Source organism: Halomonas aestuarii, from assembly GCF_001886615.1.
Classification (GTDB): domain Bacteria; phylum Pseudomonadota; class Gammaproteobacteria; order Pseudomonadales; family Halomonadaceae; genus Halomonas; species Halomonas aestuarii.
Map to the genome: position 1 here is coordinate 708,175 of NZ_CP018139.1, position 20,906 is coordinate 729,080.

Below are 20,906 nucleotides of genomic sequence, written 5' to 3' on the forward strand. Positions count from 1 at the left end.
GCCTTGCCGATATCATCCGTCTCATTGCGCCGTTTCACCTTCCGTGTCCACGAGGCAGCCCGCCAGTTCGGGCATCGCCGCCAGCCGCTCGAGCGCCGCGCGACCGTGGGCGCTGTGCGCCTGGAGGGTGGCATCACGCCCGCGGTCGGCCAGGCGCAGTACCACCTCCAGATCCGGCGGGGGCAGCCAGCCCTCGCCCCGTTCCGGCCACTCGATCACGCAGAGCGCCTCCTCGGCGAGCAGGTCGCGGCCGCCGATGAACTCCAGCTCCTCGGGATCGCCCAGACGGTAGAGGTCGAAGTGATGCACCAGGACGCCCTCCAGCTCATAGGGCTCCACCAGGGTGTAGGTGGGGCTCTTGACCGCGCCGCGATGCCCGCAGGCGCGCAGGATGCCGCGCGTCAGGGTCGTCTTGCCGGCGCCCAGCTCGCCGGTCAGGTGCACGCGACCATGGCCCTCGAGGGCCCGCCCCAGGCATTCGCCGAAGGCGACCTGGCGGTCTTCGTCATCGAGTCGCAGCTGCATCGCCCTCGCCCGTCGTCGGATTGACCAGAATTCGTGCACAGGATGCCAGATCGCCGGCCAGCAGGCCACGCTCTCCCCCCTGCCCCGCGGCCATGTCGGCGGCCATGGCGTGCACCAGCACCCCCAGCCACGCCGCCGGCTCGATAGGAAGCCCCTGGGCCAGCAGGGCCCCGAGGATGCCGGAGAGCGCATCCCCCATGCCCCCGCTGGCCATGCCCGGATTGCCATGGGGACAGACGGCGAGCCCCTCCGGCCCGGCGACCAGGGAGCCGGCCCCCTTGAGCACTACCACCCCGCCGTAGCGGCGCTGCAGCGCGAGCGCCGCGGCGGGCCGATCGGCCTCCACCTCGCCGACGGAGAGGCCGAGCAGCCGGGCCGCCTCGCCGGGGTGCGGGGTGAGGATCCAGTCGTCCCGATGCCGGCCAGCGAACCGAGAGGCCAGCAGGTTGAGGCCGTCGGCATCCACGACCAGGGGCTTTGAGGCGTCCAGGGCCGCCTGCAGCATGCCCTGCCCCCAGCTGCCCTGCCCCAGGCCGGGACCGACCACCAGGACGTCGGCGTGCTCGGGCAGGCTGCCGAGGTCCCCGGCGCCGCGCACGCCGTGGACCATCACCTCGGGGCGTCGCACCAGGCTCGCGGTGACGTGCTCGGGCGCGGTGGCGAGGCTCACCTTGCCGGCGCCGAGCCGCGCGCAGGCCTCGGCGGCGAGCAGTGCCGCCCCGCCGAAGCCGGGGGCCCCGCCGAGCACCAGCGAGTGGCCGGCATCGCCCTTGTGGGCATCGCGGGGCCGGGGAGGCAGCCAGGCCGCGATCAGCCCGGCCTCCAGCAGGCGGGCGGCGGGCACGAGGTCGCCCTCGGCCTCGGCGTCCACCTCGAGGGCCCGGAACGCCAGCTCGCCGACATGGGCCGGGGCCGCGCCGGTGTAGAGCCCCAGCTTGTCGCCGATGAAGGTCACGGTGAGCGTCGCCCGGATCGCCACCCCGAGCATCGCCCCGGTGTCGGCCTGCAGCCCCGAGGGAATGTCGATGGCCAGCACCGGCAGGCCGCTGGCGTTCACGGCCTCGATCGCCTCACGGATGGGGCCGCGCACCTCGCCGCCGAGCCCGGTGCCCAGCAGGGCATCGACGACCAGCTCGCCCTCGAGGGAGACATCCTGCCGCCAGGGCATGGCCGACACCCCGGCCGCCGTGGCCATGTCGGCGGCGCGTCGGGCGTCGCCGGTCAACTCCTCCACCGGCTTGAGCAGAATACGCTGCACGGCGACCCCCTCGGCGGCGGCCAGCGCCGCCAGCACGTGGCCGTCGCCGCCGTTGTTGCCGCCGCCGCACAGCACGGTCAGCGACTGGACGTGCGGCCAGCGCGCCTTGAGGTCCTGCCAGGCCGCCGCGGCCGCGCGCTGCATCAGGGCGAAGCCCTCGCAGCCGGCGGCAATGGTGCGCCGGTCGAGCTCGCGCACCTGCTCGGCGCGGTAGAGCGGTCGCAGCGAAAGCGCGGGGGGTTCGGCGGGCCGGGTCATCCGGTGTCTCCTCGTTCGGGATGCTTTACCATACCGAGTGTAAATTCTCTGCGCCCCACGCCAAGTCGCGGGGGCCATCTGCATGGTGTTTTCTCGATCATGACCCCAGTGCCCCCCCCGGGTGACGAACCCGACATGGCCGCCCTCGCCGAGACGATCAAGACCTGGGGGCGAGAGCTCGGCTTCCAGCAGCTGGGCATCACCGATGTCGACCTGGCCGAGGACGAGGCGCACCTCGAGGCCTGGCTGGCGGCGGGCCACCACGGCGAGATGGGGTTCATGGCCAAGCACGGCACCAAGCGCACCCGGCCGGAGGAGCTGGTGCCCGGCACCCGGCGGGTGATCAGCGTGCGCCTGGACTACCTGCCCGCCGAGGTGGAGACGACCAAGGTGCTCGGTCGCCCCTCGCTGGCCTATGTCTCCCGCTACGCCACCGGGCGGGACTACCACAAGCTGATGCGCAAGCGGCTGGCGACGCTGGCTAAATGGATCGAGGCCGAGGTCGGCGCCTTCGGCTATCGCGCCTTCGTGGATTCCGCCCCGGTGATGGAGCGTGCCCTGGCGCGCAAGGCGGGCCTCGGCTGGTTCGGCAAGAATGCCATGCTGCTCAACCCGCGGGCCGGCTCGCTGTTCTTCCTCGGCGAGCTCTACACCGACCTGCCGCTGCCGGTGGATGAGCCCTTCGAGACCGACCACTGCGGGAGCTGCAGCGCCTGTCGCACCGCCTGCCCCACCCAGGCCATCGTCGAGGATCGGGTGGTGGATGCCCGGGCCTGCATCTCCTACCTGACCATCGAGCTATTCGGGGCCATCCCGGAGCGCTACCGCGAGGCCATGGGCAACCGGGTGTTCGGCTGCGACGACTGCCAGCTGGTCTGCCCCTACACCCGCTTCACCCGGGTCAGCCGGGAGGGGGACTTCGCCCCCCGCCACGACCTGGACCGGGCGAGCCTCGTCTCGCTGTTCGCCTGGAGCGAGGAGGAGTTCCTGGAGAAGACCGCCGGCAACCCGATCCGCCGCATCGGCTACGAGCGCTGGCTGCGCAACCTGGCCGTGGGCCTCGGCAACGCTCCCTGGAGCCGGGCCGTGGAGGCCGCGCTGATGGCGCGCCTGCCCTATCCCTCCGACCTGGTCCGCGAGCACGTCCGCTGGGCGCTGGACCGCCAGCGGGAAAAGCGCCGCCAACGGATCGCCAGCGCCTGAGCAAGGTGCACGGCTTACCGGCGAGAGCGCTCCGAGGAGGCGCTGTGAACCCCTCCATGGGCGCTACATTTGCCCTGCTTCACTCTCGCATCCTGCTCCGCTTGCAGGACCGGTGCTGGCCATCCATGGCCAGCCCGTTCGGCGGGATCCGCCTCACCCATGGCAAATGACCTCCTCTACCCGCTATCCCCGGCGCCGCGCATCCCTTACCGCAGCCTGCCTGCGCGGACGCTGCCTCTCAGCGCCCGGCGCCGGTCCTGGGGGCTACTCCTCCTCGTCGCTGCGCTCGTCGGCCGCCTTGAGGAAGGTGGTGCGGTAGTGGGCGAGCTCGGCGATGGACTCGCGGATGTCGTCCATCGCGAGGTGGACGTTGCGCTTCTGGAAGCCCGCCAGGGCGCCCGGGTTCCAGCGCTTGGCCAGCTCCTTCAGGGTGGAGACGTCCAGGTTGCGGTAGTGGAAGAAGGCCAGCAGCTCGGGCATCTCCCGCTCCAGGAAGCGGCGATCCTGATGGATGCTGTTGCCGCACATCGGCGAGGCGCCGGCCTCGACGTGGGCCTTCAGGAACTCGAGGGTCTGTCGCTCGGCCTCGGCGGTCCCGACCCGGCTCTCCCTGACCCGCTGCACCAGGCCGGAGGCCCCGTGGGTCCGGGTGTTCCACTCGTCCATGGCCGTGAGCAGCGCGTCGGGCTGGTGCACCGCGATCACCGGCCCCTCCGCGACGGTGTTGAGGTCCTCGTCGGTGACCAGGGTGGCGATCTCGATGATGCGCTCCCGGTCCGGGTCGAGTCCGGTCATCTCCAGGTCGATCCAGATCAGGCGGTGGCGGCGCGGGTCCTGGGGGGCTGGCTTGGCATGCTCGGTCATGGAAGTTCCTTGCGGGACGTCGGCTGGCGACAGCGGACGCCTTGGGTGAGTACAATGCGCTCCATTGTAGCGAGCTTCGGGCCCCCATGAGCAAACGCAAGTTGAGCCGCCAGCAGCGCTGGCGCGTCGAGAAGGTCCAGGCCGAACGCGCCCGGCGCGCCGACCGGCGCGATTCCCGGGACAGCGAGAAGCTGGCCGCCGGGGAGTATGGGCCGGAACAGAACGGCCGCGTGATCGCCCACTTCGGCCGCACCCTGGACGTGCGCCCCGAGGGCAGCGGCGACGCCGTGCGCTGCCATCTGCGCGCCAACCTCGAGGGGCTGGTGACCGGCGACCGGGTGATCTGGCGGGCCGCCCACGACGCCCGCGACGGCGTGGTGGTGGCCCGGGGCGAGCGCGACAGCGTCCTGGAGCGTCCCGACGCCCGCGGCCAGCTGAAGCCGGTGGCCGCCAACATCGACCAGATCCTGATCGTCTTCGCCGTGGAGCCCGCCCCCCACGCCAACCTGATCGACCGTTACCTGGTGGCCGCCGAGGCCACCGGCATCGCGCCGGTACTGGTGCTCAACAAGATCGACCTGTTGCCGGAACACGGCGGCGAGTTGAGGGCGCTGCTGGCGCGCTACGAGGCCCTGGGCTACCCGGTGGTCACCACCACCACCGAACGGGACGGCGGCCTCTCGGCCCTGCATGCCCGGCTGGCGGGGCGCACCTCGGTGTTCGTCGGCCAGAGCGGCGTGGGCAAGTCCTCGCTGATCGACCGGCTGCTGCCGGACGAGGAACTCCGCATCGGCGCGCTGTCCAAGGATTCGCGCAAGGGGACCCATACCACCACCACCGCTCGCCTCTACGCGCTGCCGGATCCGGACGACGGGGGTCACCCCGGAGTCGCTGGCGGCGAGCTGATCGACTCGCCGGGGATTCGCGAGTTCGGCCTGACCCACCTGGACGAGCAGGAGGTCACCGACGGCTTCATCGAGTTCCGCGAGTTCCTGGGCCGATGCCGCTTCCGGGACTGCCGCCACCGCCAAGAGCCGGGCTGTGCCCTGCGGGCGGCCGTGGAGCGCGGCGATATCCATCCCGAGCGCTTTGCCAGCTACCGACGCATCCTTGATAGCCTCGAGGACGCCTGAAGCAAGGAGAGAGTGCCATGAGTTCCGAAGACAACCTGCTCCCGCTGATCATCGAACCCGACCAGCTGGCCGCCCGGCTGGACGAGCCGTCGCTGCTGGTCATCGACGTGCCCCTGCGGGCCGAGAGCCATGGCGAGGGGCATGTGCCGGGCGCCATCTTCCTGGACCATCGCCTGCTGATGAACGGCGAGGGCGAGGTGCCCAACGAGGTGCCCTCGGTCGAGGCGCTCTCCCGGCTGTTCTCGTCCCTCGGCCTGACCCGCGACACCCACGTGGTGGCCTACGACGACGAGGGCGGCGGCTGGGCCGGACGCCTGCTGTGGACCCTGGAGCTGATCGGGCATACCCGCTACTCCTACCTCAACGGCGGCATCCACGCCTGGCGCGAGGCCGGCCAGCCGGTCTCCACCGAGACCCACCCGCCTCGCCCCAGCGACTACGAGGCCGAGATCCTGCATCCCGAGGTGGCCATCGATCGTCTCGAGCTCCAGGAGCGCCTGGGGGAGAAGGGATTCGCGGTCTGGGATGCCCGCTCCCGCGCCGAGTACGACGGCGAGAAGGGCAGCAACCGGCGACTGGGCCACATGCCCGGGGCGGTCAACATGGAGTGGACCGAGGCCATGGACCGCGAGCACGGGCTGCGTATCCGCGACTACGCCGAACTCATCACCGAACTCGAGGCCCTGGGGCTGACCCCGGACATGGAAGTGGTCACCCACTGCCAGAGCCACCATCGCAGCGGCTTCACCTGGCTGGTGGGCAAGGCACTGGGCTTCGACAGGATCCGCGGCTACGCCGGCTCCTGGAAGGAGTGGGGCAACCGCGACGACACGCCCATCGAGCCCTAGCGGAACATCACCCCGGCCGGTCGCGGCATCACGCGCGGCCGGCCGCCCTTCATGACCCACTGACGGACGACTGCCCTTGTCACTCGCGCGACTCTTTGCCCTCATCCAGTATCCCCTGCCCCATCACCTGCTCTCGCGGCTGGTGGGATGGCTCGCCGACTGCCGGGTGCCATGGCTGAAGAATGCCCTCGTGCAGGCCTTCATCCGTCAGTTCCGCGTCGACATGGACGAGGCCGCCGAGCCCGACCCGACGGCCTACGCGAGCTTCAACGACTTCTTCACCCGGGCCCTGGAGGACGACGCCCGGCCCATCGGCGACGGCGTGGTCTCGCCCGCCGACGGCACCCTCTCGCAGTTCGGGCCCATCGAGGCCGGCCAGCTTCTCCAGGCCAAGGGCCATTACTTCTCCACCATGGAGCTGCTCGGCGGCGACGGCGAGGCGGCGCGCCGCTACCTGGGGGGCAGCTTCGCCACCGTCTACCTGTCGCCCAGCGACTACCATCGGGTGCACATGCCCGTGGCCGGCACCCTGACAGAGATGGTCTACGTGCCGGGTCGCCTCTTCTCGGTGAACGCCGCCACCACCCACCACGTGCCCAACCTCTTCGCCCGCAACGAGCGGCTGGTGTGCCATTTCGACACCGAACAGGGTCCCATGGTGATGGTGCTGGTGGGGGCAATGATCGTCGCCGCCATCGAGACGGTCTGGGCCGGTCAGGTCACGCCCCTGCCCCGGGGCGACGTGCAGCGGATCCGCTTCGACTCCCCGGTGCGCCTGGAGAAGGGCGAGGAGATGGGGCGCTTCAAGCTCGGCTCCACGGTGGTCATGGCCTTCGCCGAGCCGGTCGCCTTCACCGACCAGGCCCCGGGCGCCAAGGTGCGGATGGGGCAGGCGCTCGGTCGGCGTTCGACCGACGAGGCGCCGGGCCCGTCGCGCGACACCCACCGCGTCGACTGAGTCAGGCGCGAGGGGTGGCGAAGGCCATCACCTCCGCCACGCGCTCCTTGCCCAACGCCAGCTGGATCAGCCGGTCGAGCCCCAGCGCCACCCCGCTGCCGGCCGGCAGGCCAGCCTCCAGCGCCGCCAGCAGGCGTTCATCCACCGCCACCGCGGCAAGCCCCAGGGCGCGCCGGGCGGCGTTGTCCTGCGCGAAGCGGGCCGCCTGCTCCGCGGCATCGGTGAGCTCGTCGTAGCCGTTGGCGAGTTCGAGCCCCTCCCTATAGAGCTCGAAGCGCGAGGCCACCCACTCGCCGTCCTCCGGGTCGCGATGGTGGCGCGCCAGGGCGGCCTGGCTGGCCGGATAGTCGACTACCACGTCGAGCCCGTCGCGCCCCAGGCCGGGCTCGATGGCAAAACTCATCAGCAGGTCCAGGCAGCCGTCGCGGTCGCTGTCGCCCATCTCCAGCCCGCCGGTCTCGCCGGCCAGGCGGCGCAATGGCTCGAGGGGGATCGTGAAGGGATCGATACCCAGCACCTCTCGGAAGAGATCGCGGTAGCGGCGCCGCCGCAGCGGCCCGGGCTCCCGGCCGAGCACCCGCCCCACCAGCGCGGCGGTCTCGTCGATCAGCTCGTCGAGGCCGAGGCCGGGGCGGTACCACTCCAGCATGGTGAACTCGAGGTTGTGGCGTCGCCCCACCTCGCCGTCGCGGAAGCTTCTGGCCAGCTGGAAGATCGGCCCGCTGCCGGCGGCCAGCAGGCGCTTCATGGCGAACTCCGGGGAGGTCTGCAGCCACAGCCGTTCACGGCCGGCCGGCGTGGTCGCCTCGGCCGAGAGGGAGGCCAGGTGCACCTCGGTGCTGCCGCCGTGGCCGAGCACCGGGGTCTCCACCTCCAGCACGTCGCGCTCGGCGAAGAAGGCCCGCACCTCGGCGATCAGCCGCGCCCGCGCGCGCAGGGTCGCGATCTCGGCGGTGGGGCGCCAGTCGATGGTCATCCAGGGTTCCTCCAGAAACGACGAAGGCCACGCCGTATCAACGTGGCCTCGTCGGGCGGACTCGCCGCTTATCCGGCGGCAGCCCATGGCGGAGGCGCTGTGAACCCCTCCCTGGGCGCTACCGATGCCCTCCCTGGCATCGGACCTCCGCCATGGTCTACTGCCGGCGCCGCAAGCCGGAAAGGCCTGGCTTCAGGCGCGTGAGACGTACTCGCCGCTGCGCGTATCCACCTTCAGCACCTCGCCCTCATTGATGAACAGCGGCACACGGACCACGGCGCCGGAAGAGAGGGTCGCCGGCTTGGAGCCGCCCTGGGCGGTATCACCCTTGAGGCCCGGGTCGGTCTCGGTCACCTCGAGCTCGATGAAGTTCGGCGGGGTGACGTTGATGACGTTGTCGTTCCACAGGGTCACGGTGTAGGGCACCTGCTCCTTGAGCCACTTCCCGGTGTCGCCCAGTGCCTTCTTCTCCACGGCGTACTGCTCGAAGGAGCCGTCGGTCTTCATGAAGTACCACATGTCGCCGTCGGTATAGAGGTACTCCATCTCGAGCTCGAGCACGTCGGCGGCTTCCAGGGAGTCACCGGACTTGAAGGTGTGCTCCAGGACCCGGCCGGTCATCAGGTTGCGCAGCTTGACGCGGTTGAAGGCCTGCCCCTTGCCCGGCTTGACGAGTTCGTTCTCGACAATGCTGCACGGATCACCGTCCAGCATCACCTTCAGACCGCCCTTGAATTCGTTGGTAGAATAGTTCGCCATGATCGCTTACCCATATTCGAGCGCGCCCCCGGCACTGGCCGGCGGCGCGCACAAGCAGATGAAGTGTCACGGGGGGCAGGCCCCCGTTCGCATTGACTGGTGTGCCGCATGATAACCCGAAGCAGCGCCCTTTTGCAGCGCCCCGACCCGGAGACGAAGCCCCTGCCCGTGCAGGCTCGCTGGCAGACCCAGCTGGCCGGGGCGATCCGCGATCCCCTCGAGCTGTGCCGCCGCCTGGGCCTCGACGAGGCCTGGCAGGACGGGGCCGAAGCCGGCCACGCCCTCTTCGAGGTGCGGGTTCCCGAGGCCTACCTGTCGCGCATCCGCCCCGGCGACCCGGCGGACCCCCTGCTGCGCCAGGTGCTTCCGCTGGGCGAAGAGGCCCTGCCCACGCCCGGCTACGTGGCCGACCCCCTGGCCGAGGCCGAGCACACCCCGGCCCCGGGACTGATCCACAAGTACGCCGGCCGGGTGCTGCTGATCGCGAGCCCGGCCTGCGCGGTGAACTGCCGCTACTGCTTTCGCCGGCACTTCCCCTACGAGGAGAACGCGCCCTCGCGGGCGCAGTGGGACGAAAGCCTCGAGCACATCCGCCGAGACACCACGATCCATGAGGCCATCCTCTCCGGCGGCGACCCCCTGGCCGCCAGCGACCGCCAGCTGGGCTGGCTGGTCGAGCGGCTCGAGGCGATCCCGCACATCAAGCGCCTGCGCCTTCACACGCGGCTGCCGGTGGTGATTCCCAACCGCATCGACGAGGCCCTGCTCGGCTGGCTATCCGCCACCCGGCTGCAGAAGGTGATGGTGCTGCACATCAACCATGCCAACGAGATCGATGACGCGGTGGTGGGGGCCTGCGAGAGGCTCAAGGCGGCGGGCGTGACCCTGCTCAACCAGAGCGTGCTGCTGCAAGGCGTCAACGACGATGCCGACACCCTCGCCACGCTCTCCGAGCGCCTGTTCGAGGCGGGCATCCTGCCCTACTACCTCCACGTGCTCGACCCGGTGGCCGGCGCCGCGCACTTCGACGTGGGCGACGACGAGGCCCGCGCGCTGGTCGAGGGCCTTCGCGAGAGGCTGCCGGGCTTCCTGATGCCGCGACTGGTCAGGGAGGTGCCCGGCGAGGCCAGCAAGACGCCGCTGTAAGCGGCCAAGCGGCCAAGCGGCCAAGCGGCCAAGCGGCCAAGCGGCCAAAGGATTCGCCCCACTCCAGCAACAACGAACCCCGAAGGTCGAGACCTTCGGGGTTCGCTTGTCGCTCGGTACTGTCAGGCCAGCGTGTCGGCGGTGACGTTGGGCGCCGGCGCCTCGGTGGAGAGCTTGCGGTTGATGGCGCTCATCACGCCCTTGATGGAGGCGCTGGTGATGCTCTCGTCGGTGCCGACGCCGAATACCGCCTCGCCGCCGACGCGCACTTCAACGTAGGCGATCGCCTCGGCGTCGGCGCCCTGGCCCCGGGAGTGCTCGTGGTAGTCAATGATCTCCACATCGTGGCCCTCGGCGGCCAGCGCCTTGATGAAGGCGGCCAGCGGGCCGTTGCCCTGGCCCTGGATGGTGCGCCGCTTGCCGTATTCCTCGATGGTCGCTTCGAGGCTCACGGTCGGGCTGTCCGGCTCCGAGGACATGCGGTGGCTGATCAGGGCGAAGGGCTCGTGCTGGTCCAGGTATTCGTCGACGAAGGCCTGGTAGATCATCTGCGAGGTGATTTCCTTGCCCAGCCGGTCGGCGACTTCCTGCACCACCTGGCTGAATTCGATGGAGAGCCGGCGCGGCAGCTCGATGCCGTGCTCCTGCTCGAGCAGGTAGGAGATGCCACCCTTGCCGGACTGGCTGTTGACGCGGATCACCGCCTCGTAGCTGCGGCCGACGTCCAGCGGGTCGATGGGCAGGTAAGGCACCTCCCAGAAGTCGTTCTCGGCCTCGCGGCGCGCGGCCATGCCCTTCTTGATGGCGTCCTGGTGGGAGCCGGAGAAGGCGGTGAACACCAGGTCGCCCACGTAGGGGTGGCGCGGATGCACCGGCAGCTGGTTGCAGTACTCCACTTCGCGCATGATCGGCGTGATGTTGGAGAAGTCGAGCCCCGGGTGCACGCCCTGGGTGTAGAGGTTCATGGCCAGGGTGACGAGGTCGACGTTGCCGGTGCGCTCGCCGTTGCCGAACAGGCAGCCCTCGACCCGGTCGGCACCGCCCATCACGGCGAGCTCGGCGGCGGCCACGCCGGTGCCGCGGTCGTTATGCGGGTGCACGCTGACGATCAGGTGGTCGCGATGGCGGATATGCCGGCAGAACCACTCCACCTGGTCGGCGTAGTTGTTGGGCGTCGCGCACTCCACGGTGGCCGGCAGGTTGACGATCATCGGCGACTCGGCGGTGGCGCCGAAGGCCGCCTCCACGGCGTCGACGATCTCCACGGCGAAGTCCATCTCGGTGGTGGAGAAGAGTTCCGGGGAGTACTGGAAGGTCCAGTGGGTCTCCGGCGCCGCCGTCATGTGCTCGCGGATCAGGGTAGTGGCGTCCACGGCGATCTGGATGCACTCGGGCTTGTCGACGTTGAACACCACGCGGCGGAACACCGGGTCGGTGGCGTTGTAGACGTGAACGATGGCGTTCTTCGCGCCCTTCAGCGCCTCGAAGGTGCGATCGATCAGGTGCGGGCGGGCCTGGGTGAGCACCTGGATCCGAACGTCATCCGGCACCTTGTCCTCCTCGATCAGCGAGCGCACGAAGTCGAAGTCGGTCTGGGAGGCCGAGGGGAAGCCCACCTCGATCTGCTTGAAGCCGATCTTCACCAGCAGGTCGAAGAGGCGCTGCTTGCGCTCCTGGTCCATGGGATCGATCAGCGCCTGGTTGCCGTCGCGCAGGTCGACGGCGCACCACTGGGGCGGCGTCTCGATGCGGCGGCTGGGCCACTGGCGGTCGGGCAGGTCGACGGCCACGAAGGGGCGGTACTTGGTAGCGGGGTTGTCGAGCATCATGGTGGCGTTCTCCCAGGTGAGCGGCGGCGTTCGGAAACGATTCGTCAAGACGGTACATCAGAAACAGCGACGCCCCGTCGGCCAGGGGCGGACGGGGCGTCGAGGAGACAGGCGTCATCGCACACGACCTTGATGGATGCCTGGCGGCACCCGGGGACGATGGCAACAACGGCAATGTTCATGGCGCGGATACTGCGGGTGGTGGACATGCTGCAACCTCGTTTCGACCGGGACGTGCTCTCTAGCGGCGGGCGAGGCGACGGCGATGCAGGCGGCATCGCCCGTCGCGCTCAGCGGCGGGCTAGGGGTAGTCGTAGGTCGAGAACGAGGTGGCGCGATGTCGTGTTCATGACACTAGAAGATCAGTCTTCGTCGCGCCTGTCAACACCGGCAGCGCCTGGCCGAGTCCCCAGGGCCACCTCCATGCGATCGAGCTGGTCGCGCAGCGACCGGACGTCGTGGCGCAGCCCGTGCAGCTCCGCGGCCTCGCCCTCCCCGCTCTCGATCTCCATCTGCACGCTCTCCTTCTGCATCACGTCGAGCACGATGCCGATCATCATGTTGAGGAAGATGAAGGCGGTCAGGAAGATGAAGGTCAGGTAGTAGATCCAGCTCCAGGCATGCAGCTCCATGGTGGCGTACATCACGTCCGTCCAGTCCTCGAAGGTCGCGATCCGGAACAGCGTCAGCATGGAGATCGAGATGTTGCCCCACAGCCCCTCGTCGACCTCGGCGAACAGGAAGCTGCCGAGCGCCGCGTAGATGTAGAAGATGATGAACATCAGCAGCGCCACGTAGCCCATCCGCGGGATCGACTTGACCAGCGCCGCCATCAGCACGCGAAGCTCCGGGATCATCGACACCAGACGCAGCACCCGGAAGATCCGCAGCAGGCGGGCCAGCAGCACCATCTCCGAGTCGTCCAGGGGGATCAGGCTGGCGGTCACGATCAGGAAGTCGAAGATGTTCCAGCCCTGGCGGAAGAAGTCGCGCAGTCGCTTCTCCGCGGCGATGCGGATGAGGATCTCCACCAGGAAGAACACCGTCACCGCCACGTCCATCACCAGCAGCCACTGATGGAAGCGGCCAGTCTCCTCGTAGGTCTTGGCGCCGATCAGCAGCGCCGAGAGGACGATGATGGTGATGACGGTCAGCTCGAAGGCCTTGTGGGCCCGCAGCCGCTCGAAGTGGCCCCGCCAGGTCTCGAAGGTCGTGCTCACCGCGGCGGCTCCTCCAGGTCGCCCTGGCGATAGCCGATCAGGTAGAGCACCGCATCGAGCCCCAGGGTGGAGATCGACTGCCTCGCCTGGGCCCGCACCAGCGGCTTGGCCCGGAAGGCGATGCCGAGCCCGGCGGCGGCGAGCATCTTGAGGTCGTTGGCGCCATCGCCGACGGCGATGGTCTGCTCCATGGAAAGGCCCTCGCGGGCGGCGATCTCGTGGAGCAACTCGGCCTTGCGATCGGCGTCGAGGATCGGCTCGCGCACCTCGCCGGTGACCTTGCCCTGCTCGATGATCAGCTCGTTGGCATGCACCTCGTCAAAGCCGAGCCGCTCCTGCAGGTGGCGGGCGAAGTAGGTGAAGCCGCCGGAGAGGATCGCAGTGCGATAACCCAGGCGCTTGAGGTGGCGCATCAGCCGCTCGAGGCCGTCCATCAGCGGCAGCTCCTCGGCGATCTCGGCGAGCACCGACTCGTCGAGCCCGCGGAGCTTCGCCATTCGCTCGCGGAAGCTCTGCTGGAAGTCCAGCTCGCCACGCATGGCCCGCTCGGTGACGGCGGCCACCTCGTCCCCCACGCCGTGGCGCCGGGCCAGCTCGTCGATCACCTCGGTCTGGATGAGGGTGGAATCCATGTCGAAGCAGACCAGGCGGCGATGGCGACGCCAGATGGAGTCCTCCTGCAGGGCGATATCCACCCCGTGCATGGCCCCCAGCGCCAGGGCCTTCTCGCGCAGGGCGTCGAGGTCGACCTCCTCGCCCCTGAGCCAGCACTCCACGCAGGCGCCCTGGATGGCGTCATGCTCGCCGGGCACGCCGCCGTCCAGGGGCTCGCGGCCGGAGAGGCGATGGATCAGCTCCACGGTCAGGCCGTGCTCGGCGGTGAGCGCCCCCACCTCGGCCAGGATCCCGGCCGGCAGGTGCGGCGCCAGCAGGGTCAGGATCAGTCGGGGCTGGCTGGCCACGGCACTCCAGCGCTGGTAGTCCGCGGCACTGACCTGGATCGCCTGGATGTCGAGCCCCAGGGTATCGCCGACCCGGGCGAGCGCGCCCTCGAGATCGCTCTCATGGGCGAGCCCCACCAGCGCCTCCAACGACAGGATGCCGAAGGTCACGCTCTGGTTGATGTCCAGCAGGCGGGCGCCGCTGCCGGCCAGGGCCTTGCCCAGGCCGGCCAGCTGGCCGGGGCGCGCCACGCCGGTGGCACGGATCAGCAGTCGTCTCGTCATGTCACTCGTCCACGTCCAGGCGGTCGACCTTCTGCAGCCCCCGGGGCAGCTTGCTGCCCCGCCGGCCACGCTCGCCACGGTAATAGTCCAGATCGGCCGCCTTGAGGGTCAGCTTGCGCTTGCCGGCATGCACCACCAGGGCCGCACCGGACGGCACCACCACCAGGTCGCGCAGGAACTCCTCGCGGCGGGCAGCCCGGGCGCCGGGGATGTCGATCATCTTGTTGCCCTTGCCCTTGGCCATCTCGGGCAGCGCCTCTAGGGGGAAGACCAGCAGCCGCCCCTCGTTGGAGATCGCCGCTACGCTGGCGCCCTCGCCGGCCGGCACCTCCAGCGGCGGCAGCACGTTGCAGCCCTTGGGCACGCTGAGGATCGCCTTGCCGGACTTGTTCTTGCCGGTGAGCTCCTCGAGCCGGGCGATGAAGCCATAGCCGCCGTCCGTGGCGAGCAGGAAGCGGGTCTCCGGCGGTGCCAGCATCAGGCCCGCCATGTGGGCCCCGGCCACCACGTTGACCCGCCCGGTGACCGGCTCGCCCTGGCCGCGGGCGCTGGGCAGGTTGTGGGCCGACAGGGTGTAGGTGCGCCCGGTGTCGTCCAGCAGCACCAGCGGCTGGTTGGTCTTGCCCCGGGCGGCGAGGTGGAAGCGGTCGCCGGCCTTGTAGGAGAGCCCGGCGGGGTCGATCTCGTGGCCCTTGGCGCTGCGGATCCAGCCCTTCTCGGAGAGCACCACGGTGACGGGGTCGGCGCCGACCAGCTCCACCTCGGAGAGTGCCCGTGCCTCCTCGCGCTCGACCAGCGGCGAGCGACGCTCGTCGCCGTGGGCCTGGCCGGCCTCGCGGAGCTCCTCCTCGATCAGGTCGGTGAGCCTGGCCTCGTTGCCGAGCAATTCCTGGAGCCGCGCCCGCTCGGCTTCCAGCTCGTCCTGCTCGCCGCGGATCTTCATCTCCTCGAGCTTGGCGAGGTGGCGCAGGCGCAGCTCGAGGATCGCCTCGGCCTGGCGGTCGCTCAGGCCGAAGGCCGCCATCAGCGCGGCCTTGGGCTCGTCCTCCTCGCGGATGATGCGGATCACCTCATCGATGTTGAGGTAGGCGGCCAGCAGGCCCTCGAGGATGTGCAGGCGGTCCTCGACCTTGCCCAGGCGGTGCTCGAGGCGCCGGCGCACCGTAGCGCGTCGGAAGCGCAGCCACTCGCCGAGCAGGTCCGGCAGCGGCATGACCCGTGGCCGGCCGTCCAGGCCGATCACGTTCATGTTGACGCGAATGTTCTTCTCGAGGTCGGTGGTGGCGAAGAGGTGCGCCATCAGCGCCTCGACGTCGACCCGGTTGGAGCGCGGCTCGATCACCAGCCGGGTCGGCTCCTCGTGGGTCGACTCGTCGCGCAGGTCCGCCACCATGGGCAGCTTCTTGGCCTGCATCTGGGCGGCGATCTGCTCGAGCACCTTGGCGCCGCTGACCTGGTAGGGCAGCGCGGTGACCACCACGTTGCCCTCCTCGCGCACGTAGCGCCCGCGCAGCTTCACCGAGCCGCGCCCGCTCTCGTAGAGCTTTCGCAGGTCGGCGCGGGGCGTGATGATCTCCGCCTCGGTGGGGAAGTCAGGGGCCGGCAGACGCTCGAGCAGGTCCGCCGTGGTGGCCTCGGGGTGGCGCAGCAGGTGGCAGGTGGCCTCGACCACCTCGCCCACGTTGTGGGGCGGGATGTCGGTGGCCATGCCCACGGCGATGCCGGTGCCGCCGTTGAGCAGCACATGGGGCAGGCGTGCCGGCAGCACCACCGGCTCGTTCATGGTGCCGTCGAAGTTGGGCGTCCAGTCCACGGTGCCCTGGCCGAGCTCGGCGAGCAGCACCTCGGCGAACTTCGACAGCCGCGCCTCGGTATAGCGCATGGCCGCGAAGGACTTGGGATCGTCGGGGCTGCCCCAGTTGCCCTGGCCGTCGACCAGCGGGTAGCGGTAGCTGAACGGCTGGGCCATCAGCACCATGGCCTCGTAGCAGGCGCTGTCGCCGTGGGGATGGAACTTGCCCAGCACGTCGCCGACGGTGCGCGCCGACTTCTTGTACTTGGCACTGGCCGACAGCGCCAGCTCGCGCATGGCGTAGACGATGCGCCGCTGCACCGGCTTCATGCCGTCGCCGATGTGGGGCAGGGCCCGGTCGAGGATGACGTACATCGAGTAGTCGAGGTACGCCTTCTCGGTGTATTCGCGAAGCGAGAGACGTTCGACGTCGCCCTCCGCCACCTGGATATCCATGGTCATTCGCTATGCCCTAGGTCTGGGGTCCAGAAATCGTTGGCTAGTTTACTTCGCGGCTGATCCGGCGACAGCCCTGCGAGGAGGCGCTGTGGACCCTTCCCTGGGCGCTACCTTTTCCTTCCCTGGCAAAGGACCTCCTCCTCGGCCTGTCCCCGGCGCCGCTCGCCTCGGCGCTATACCTCGATGTCCGCCAGGTTGCCGTAGTCCTCGAGCCAGCTCTTGCGATCGGAGGAGCGTTTCTTGGCCAGCAGCATGTCCATCATCTCCATGGTGCCGTCGCCGACCTCCCGGGTGAGCTGGACCAGGCGGCGGGTCTCGACCGCCATGGTGGTCTCGCGCAGCTGCAGCGGGCTCATCTCGCCCAGGCCCTTGAAGCGTTGCACGTTCACCGTGCCACGCTTGCCCTCGAGCTTGCGCAGGATGGCCGCCTTCTCGCTCTCGTCCAGGGCGTAGTGCACCTCCTTGCCCAGGTCGATGCGGTAGAGCGGCGGCATGGCCACGAAGACGTGGCCGGCATCGACCAGCGCCGGGAAGTGTCGCACGAAGAGCGCACAGAGCAGCGTGGCGATGTGCAGCCCGTCGGAGTCGGCATCGGCGAGGATGCAGATCTTGTGATAGCGCAGCTTGGAGAGGTCATCGCTGCCCGGGTCCATGCCCACGGCCACGGCGATGTCGTGCACCTCCTGGGAGCCGTAGATGTCGTGGGACTCCACCTCCCAGGTGTTGAGGATCTTGCCGCGCAACGGCAGGATCGCCTGGCTCTCGCGGTTGCGAGCCTGCTTGGCGCTGCCCCCGGCGCTGTCCCCCTCCACCAGGAAGAGCTCGCTGCCGGCCGGGTCCTGACCCGAGCAGTCGGCCAGCTTGCCGGGCAGTGCCGGCCCGGAGGTGACCTTCTTGCGCGCCACCTTCTTCGAGCTCTTCTGGCGGCGCTGGGCGGCGCTGATGACCAGCTCCGCCAGGGCCTCGGCCTGGTCGACGTGGTGGTTGAGCCACAGCGAGAAGGCATCCTTCACCACCCCGGAGACGAAGCCCGCCACAGTGCGCGACGAGAGCCGCTCCTTGGTCTGGCCGGCGAACTGAGGATCGAGCATCTTCACCGAGAGCACGTAGGCGACCCGCTCCCAGAGGTCCTCGGCGGTGAGCTTGACGCCCCGCGGCAGGAGGCTTCTGTACTCGCAGAACTCGCGCAGGGCATCCAGCAGCCCGGCCCGCAGGCCGTTGACGTGGGTACCGCCCTGGGGGGTGGGGATCAGGTTGACGTAGCTCTCCAGCAGCGGCTCGCCCCCTTCGGGGAGCCACTGGATCGCCCAGTCCACGCCGTGCTCGTCGTCGGCGAAGTGGCCGATGAAGGGCGAGGCCGGCAACACCTCGTAGCCGTCGGTGGCCTGGGCCAGGTAGTCGCGAAGGCCATCGGCGTACTGCCAGACGCTCTCGTTGCCGTCGGGCTCGACCAGGGTGACCTTGAGCCCCGAGCAGAGCACCGCCTTGGCGCGCATCAGGTGCTTGAGGCGGGAGAGCGAGAGCTTGGGGCTGTCGAAGTAGCTCTCCTCGGGCCAGAACCGCACCACCGTGCCGCGGGCCCGCTTGGGCGCGCTGCCGATCACCTGCAGGGGGGAAGCCTTGTCGCCATGCTCGAAGGCCATGCCGTGGCGGTTGCCGTCGCGCAGCACCTCGATCTCCAGGCGCTTGGACAGGGCGTTGACCACCGACACCCCGACGCCGTGCAGGCCGCCGGAGAAGCGATAGCTCGACTGGGAGAACTTACCGCCGGCATGCAGCCGGGTCATGATGAGCTCGACCCCGGAGACGCCGTGCTCGGGGTGGATGTCGATGGGCATGCCACGGCCGTCATCGCTCACCTCGACGCCGCCATCCTCGAACAGCCGGACGGTGATCTCCCCGGCATGACCGGCCAGCGCCTCATCGACGCTGTTGTCGATGACCTCCTGGACCAGGTGGTTGGGCCGCGAGGTATCGGTATACATGCCGGGGCGCTTGCGCACCGGCTCGAGGCCGGAGAGGACCTCGATGGAGCTGGCACTGTATTGCGTCATGCATCACCCAAAGTGGTTGCGATCGTTCGTTTCGCCCGGGATGCCGGCGCCCTCGATGCCGGGGGCCTGGCCGGCGGCTCCGCCTGGCGGCAGGTGGTGGCCGCCATGGGCGAGGATCGCCGGCAGGTACGCCGCCAAGGCCGAGAAGCCATGATCCCCCTGCGGATGCAGGATGATCCTGGCGCCCCGGTAGAGGTCGAAGGCCCGCCGGGGATCCAGGGTCTCGTCGGCCGTGCCCAGCAGCAGCAGGTAGCGCCCGGGCGTGACCCGCTCGGGGGTCAACGCCTCGAGCTCCTCGAGATGCGTTTCCTCGATGGCGAATCGCTCGCCGGTGTAGGCGTTGTCGAAGCGCTCGCCGACCCAGTCCGCCACCAGTTCCGCCGGCGCCACCGCCGGATTGATCAGCACCCCCGGCAGGCCGTGACGCTCGGCGATCAGGGTGGCCAGGAACCCCCCCATGGAGCTGCCCGCCACCAGGGGGGACGGCCCTAGCGCCGCGAGCCACGACTCGGCATGCCTCAAGGCGGCATGCGGCCGGTGGGGCAGCTGCGGCGTCGCGCAGGGCAGGCCAAGCCGCTTGCAGGCGTCACGCACCAGACCCGCCTTGGGCGAACCGCTGCCGCTGTTGAAACCATGCAGGTAGAGCACCCCGCTGGCCGCCGGCATCCTCGGGGCGGCACTCAGCATACCGCAACCCCTGTACAAACAGCCAGTCTCATCAAGTGCCGCGTTCCGCGGCCCAGACGGCCTCGATCAGGCCCCGGGTGGAGTCGTCCATGCCCGCGATGTCCGCCTGATGCTCGAGGATTCGCTGGGTCTCGCCGGCGATCTTCTTGCCCAGCTCCACGCCCCACTGGTCGAAGGGATTGATGTCCCAGATGGTCGCCTGGACGAACACCTTGTGCTCGTAGAGGGCGATCAGCGCCCCCAGGGTCGCCGGCGTGAGCCGGTCGAGCAGCAGGGTGCTGGAGGGCTGGTTGCCGCGATAGCGCTTGTGCCCTGGGCGCGGGCCGTCATCCTCGATGGCATCGTCGCCGAGCATCAGTAACCGCGACTGGGCGAAGCAGTTGGCGAGCGTCAGGCGATGCTGACCCATCAGGTGATCCCGAGTGGCCGGATCCTCCACATCGTCGTAGCGCACCAGGGGGGCAATGAAGTCGCACTCCACGGCCTGGGTGCCCTGGTGAAGCAGCTGGTAGAAGGCATGCTGGGCATTGGGGCCGAGCTGCCCCCAGAGCACCGGGCAGGTGGAGTAGTCCACGGCCTGGCCCTCGTTGGTCACCGACTTGCCGTTGGATTCCATCTCCAGCTGCTCGAGATAGGCGGCGAAGTACTCGAGGCGACCATCGTAGGGCAGGATCGAATGGGCCCGAACGTCGAGGAAGTTGACGTTCCAGATCCCCGCCAGGCCCAGCAGCACCGGCAGGTTGTCCTCGAGGGAGGCCTCGCGGAAGTGGGTATCCATGGCATGGGCACCGGCGAGCAGCTCGCGGAAGTTCGCCATGCCCACCACCAGGGCGATGGGCAGGCCGATGCCTCCCCACAGGGAGTAGCGCCCCCCGACCCACTCCCAGAACTCCAGCTGGTGGGCCTCGGCGATGCCCCATTCGCTCATCTTCTCGAGGCTCGCGGAGATCCCGATGAAGTGCTGACGCATCACCAACTCGGCGTCGACGCCCTCCTCGCGCCCCTCGCCCAGCAGGCGGGCCATCAGCCAGTCACGGGCGGTACGGGCGTTGGAGAGGGTATCGATGGTGGTGAAGGACTTCGACGAGAGCACGAAGAGCGTGGTCTCGGGGTTGAGCCGGGAGAGGTAGTCGGCCAGCTGGGAACCGTCCATGGTGGAGGCGAAGTGCACGTCGATGGCATGCACGCCTTCAGGCCGATAGTCGGCCAGGGCGTGGGTCACCATCAGCGGTCCCAGGTCGGAGCCGCCCACGCCCAGGTTGACCACATCGCGGATCGCGCGACCGGTGGCACCCCGCCACTGCCCCGCGTGGAAGCGCTCGACCATGGTCGCCATGCGATCCAGCGTGGCGTGCACCGAGGGCACCAGGTCCTCACCTTCCACCACCAGGCTGGCATCCCTCGGCAGCCTCAGGGCGGTATGCAGGGCCGGGCGATCCTCGCTGCGGTTGACCCGCTCGCCGGCGAGCAGGGCGCGAATGGCCTCGGGCACCTCGGCCTCCAGGGCGAGATCCAGCAGCCGTTCCAGGGTCTCGTCGCGCCAGCGCTGCTTGGAGAGGTCCAGGGTCAGGCCGGCCGCCTTTCGGGTGAAGGCCGCCTGGCGGCCGGGCTCGCCGGCGAAGAGCTCGCTGAGGTGGGCGGCACGCATCCCGGCGGCGTGCTCGGCCAGGGCCTTCCAGGCCCCCCGCTGGTCGATAGTGGGCTGTGTCAT

The 20,906-nt window shown here is 69.6% G+C and carries 17 protein-coding genes; 5 read left to right on the plus strand and 12 right to left on the minus strand.

The annotated features are described in order from the left end of the window. Positions 1-21 precede the first annotated feature (21 nt). Both tsaE and BOX17_RS03235 read right to left on the minus strand, forming a co-directional pair. Positions 22-525, minus strand: a complete 504-nt coding sequence (gene tsaE, locus BOX17_RS03230; protein WP_071942033.1) for a tRNA (adenosine(37)-N6)-threonylcarbamoyltransferase complex ATPase subunit type 1 TsaE — start codon at positions 523-525, stop codon at positions 22-24. Beyond that, positions 506-2,041, minus strand: coding sequence for a bifunctional ADP-dependent NAD(P)H-hydrate dehydratase/NAD(P)H-hydrate epimerase (locus BOX17_RS03235; RefSeq protein ID WP_071942034.1), 1,536 nt, complete (start codon positions 2,039-2,041; stop codon positions 506-508). Before BOX17_RS03235 ends, tsaE begins: the two co-directional genes overlap by 20 nt. A gap of 135 nt (positions 2,042-2,176) precedes the next feature. Between BOX17_RS03235 and queG the strand changes: the two genes are divergently transcribed. Then, positions 2,177-3,244, plus strand: coding sequence for a tRNA epoxyqueuosine(34) reductase QueG (gene queG / locus BOX17_RS03240; RefSeq protein ID WP_244272206.1), 1,068 nt, complete (start codon positions 2,177-2,179; stop codon positions 3,242-3,244). Between the two features lie 264 nt (positions 3,245-3,508). Here queG and orn read toward each other — a convergent pair whose 3' ends face one another. Next, positions 3,509-4,108, minus strand: coding sequence for an oligoribonuclease (gene orn / locus BOX17_RS03245; RefSeq protein WP_071942036.1), 600 nt, complete (start codon positions 4,106-4,108; stop codon positions 3,509-3,511). Positions 4,109-4,194: 86 nt separating this feature from the next. Between orn and rsgA the strand changes: the two genes are divergently transcribed. From rsgA to asd, 3 genes are all read left to right on the plus strand, one after another. Continuing rightward, positions 4,195-5,241 (plus strand): small ribosomal subunit biogenesis GTPase RsgA, encoded by a 1,047-nt coding sequence (gene rsgA, locus BOX17_RS03250; RefSeq protein WP_071942037.1) that lies wholly within the window; start codon positions 4,195-4,197, stop codon positions 5,239-5,241. Positions 5,242-5,258: 17 nt separating this feature from the next. Next, complete coding sequence (locus BOX17_RS03255; RefSeq protein WP_071942038.1) at positions 5,259-6,089, plus strand: sulfurtransferase; 831 nt, start codon at positions 5,259-5,261, stop codon at positions 6,087-6,089. A 76-nt stretch (positions 6,090-6,165) separates the two neighbouring features. Continuing rightward, on the plus strand, positions 6,166-7,047 hold the full coding sequence (asd, locus tag BOX17_RS03260) for an archaetidylserine decarboxylase (protein ID WP_083582050.1): 882 nt from the start codon (positions 6,166-6,168) through the stop codon (positions 7,045-7,047). Position 7,048: 1 nt separating this feature from the next. On the opposite strand, the gene epmA is transcribed toward asd, so the two are convergent. After that, positions 7,049-8,023: an EF-P lysine aminoacylase EpmA gene (gene epmA, locus BOX17_RS03265; protein WP_071942040.1), complete on the minus strand. Its 975-nt coding sequence runs from the start codon at positions 8,021-8,023 to the stop codon at positions 7,049-7,051. 192 nt (positions 8,024-8,215) lie between these two features. Further along, positions 8,216-8,782 (minus strand): elongation factor P, encoded by a 567-nt coding sequence (efp, locus tag BOX17_RS03270; protein ID WP_071942041.1) that lies wholly within the window; start codon positions 8,780-8,782, stop codon positions 8,216-8,218. A gap of 108 nt (positions 8,783-8,890) precedes the next feature. On the opposite strand from efp, the gene epmB reads away from it, so the two are divergent. Beyond that, a complete protein-coding gene (epmB, locus tag BOX17_RS03275) occupies positions 8,891-9,928 on the plus strand; it encodes an EF-P beta-lysylation protein EpmB (protein WP_083582051.1) in 1,038 nt (345 codons plus the stop codon). A 122-nt stretch (positions 9,929-10,050) separates the two neighbouring features. Here epmB and leuA read toward each other — a convergent pair whose 3' ends face one another. The 7 genes from leuA to pgi all read right to left on the minus strand — a co-directional run bounded on the left by leuA (position 10,051) and on the right by pgi (position 20,906). Continuing rightward, positions 10,051-11,757 (minus strand): 2-isopropylmalate synthase, encoded by a 1,707-nt coding sequence (gene leuA / locus BOX17_RS03280; protein WP_071942043.1) that lies wholly within the window; start codon positions 11,755-11,757, stop codon positions 10,051-10,053. A gap of 362 nt (positions 11,758-12,119) precedes the next feature. Beyond that, positions 12,120-12,977 carry an ion transporter gene (locus BOX17_RS03285; protein ID WP_071942044.1) on the minus strand — a complete coding sequence of 286 codons (858 nt, stop codon included), beginning with the start codon at positions 12,975-12,977 and terminating at the stop codon, positions 12,120-12,122. Then, positions 12,974-14,203, minus strand: a complete 1,230-nt coding sequence (serB, locus tag BOX17_RS03290; RefSeq protein WP_071942045.1) for a phosphoserine phosphatase SerB — start codon at positions 14,201-14,203, stop codon at positions 12,974-12,976. The genes BOX17_RS03285 and serB overlap by 4 nt, the downstream gene beginning before the upstream one ends. Position 14,204: 1 nt before the next feature. Further along, complete coding sequence (parC, locus tag BOX17_RS03295; protein WP_071942046.1) at positions 14,205-16,457, minus strand: DNA topoisomerase IV subunit A; 2,253 nt, start codon at positions 16,455-16,457, stop codon at positions 14,205-14,207. A 170-nt stretch (positions 16,458-16,627) separates the two neighbouring features. Next, positions 16,628-18,508 carry a DNA topoisomerase IV subunit B gene (gene parE / locus BOX17_RS03300; RefSeq protein ID WP_071942047.1) on the minus strand — a complete coding sequence of 627 codons (1,881 nt, stop codon included), beginning with the start codon at positions 18,506-18,508 and terminating at the stop codon, positions 16,628-16,630. A 3-nt stretch (positions 18,509-18,511) separates the two neighbouring features. Further along, on the minus strand, positions 18,512-19,195 hold the full coding sequence (locus BOX17_RS03305) for a YqiA/YcfP family alpha/beta fold hydrolase (protein WP_083582052.1): 684 nt from the start codon (positions 19,193-19,195) through the stop codon (positions 18,512-18,514). A gap of 31 nt (positions 19,196-19,226) precedes the next feature. Beyond that, positions 19,227-20,906: a glucose-6-phosphate isomerase gene (gene pgi / locus BOX17_RS03310; RefSeq protein ID WP_071942048.1), complete on the minus strand. Its 1,680-nt coding sequence runs from the start codon at positions 20,904-20,906 to the stop codon at positions 19,227-19,229.

What these genes read in the sequence shown, in the direction of transcription:
- tsaE (WP_071942033.1), bottom strand. Translation starts at nt 525, where the DNA reads ATGCAGCTGCGACTCGATGACGAAGACCGCCAGGTCGCCTTCGGCGAA.
- parE (WP_071942047.1), bottom strand. Translation starts at nt 18,508, where the DNA reads ATGACGCAATACAGTGCCAGCTCCATCGAGGTCCTCTCCGGCCTCGAG.
- epmB (WP_083582051.1), top strand. Translation starts at nt 8,891, where the DNA reads ATGATAACCCGAAGCAGCGCCCTTTTGCAGCGCCCCGACCCGGAGACG.
- BOX17_RS03305 (WP_083582052.1), bottom strand. Translation starts at nt 19,195, where the DNA reads ATGCTGAGTGCCGCCCCGAGGATGCCGGCGGCCAGCGGGGTGCTCTAC.
- pgi (WP_071942048.1), bottom strand. Translation starts at nt 20,906, where the DNA reads ATGACACAGCCCACTATCGACCAGCGGGGGGCCTGGAAGGCCCTGGCC.
- serB (WP_071942045.1), bottom strand. Translation starts at nt 14,203, where the DNA reads ATGACGAGACGACTGCTGATCCGTGCCACCGGCGTGGCGCGCCCCGGC.
- queG (WP_244272206.1), top strand. Translation starts at nt 2,177, where the DNA reads ATGGCCGCCCTCGCCGAGACGATCAAGACCTGGGGGCGAGAGCTCGGC.
- orn (WP_071942036.1), bottom strand. Translation starts at nt 4,108, where the DNA reads ATGACCGAGCATGCCAAGCCAGCCCCCCAGGACCCGCGCCGCCACCGC.
- rsgA (WP_071942037.1), top strand. Translation starts at nt 4,195, where the DNA reads ATGAGCAAACGCAAGTTGAGCCGCCAGCAGCGCTGGCGCGTCGAGAAG.
- parC (WP_071942046.1), bottom strand. Translation starts at nt 16,457, where the DNA reads ATGACCATGGATATCCAGGTGGCGGAGGGCGACGTCGAACGTCTCTCG.
- epmA (WP_071942040.1), bottom strand. Translation starts at nt 8,023, where the DNA reads ATGACCATCGACTGGCGCCCCACCGCCGAGATCGCGACCCTGCGCGCG.
- efp (WP_071942041.1), bottom strand. Translation starts at nt 8,782, where the DNA reads ATGGCGAACTATTCTACCAACGAATTCAAGGGCGGTCTGAAGGTGATG.
- BOX17_RS03255 (WP_071942038.1), top strand. Translation starts at nt 5,259, where the DNA reads ATGAGTTCCGAAGACAACCTGCTCCCGCTGATCATCGAACCCGACCAG.
- BOX17_RS03235 (WP_071942034.1), bottom strand. Translation starts at nt 2,041, where the DNA reads ATGACCCGGCCCGCCGAACCCCCCGCGCTTTCGCTGCGACCGCTCTAC.
- leuA (WP_071942043.1), bottom strand. Translation starts at nt 11,757, where the DNA reads ATGATGCTCGACAACCCCGCTACCAAGTACCGCCCCTTCGTGGCCGTC.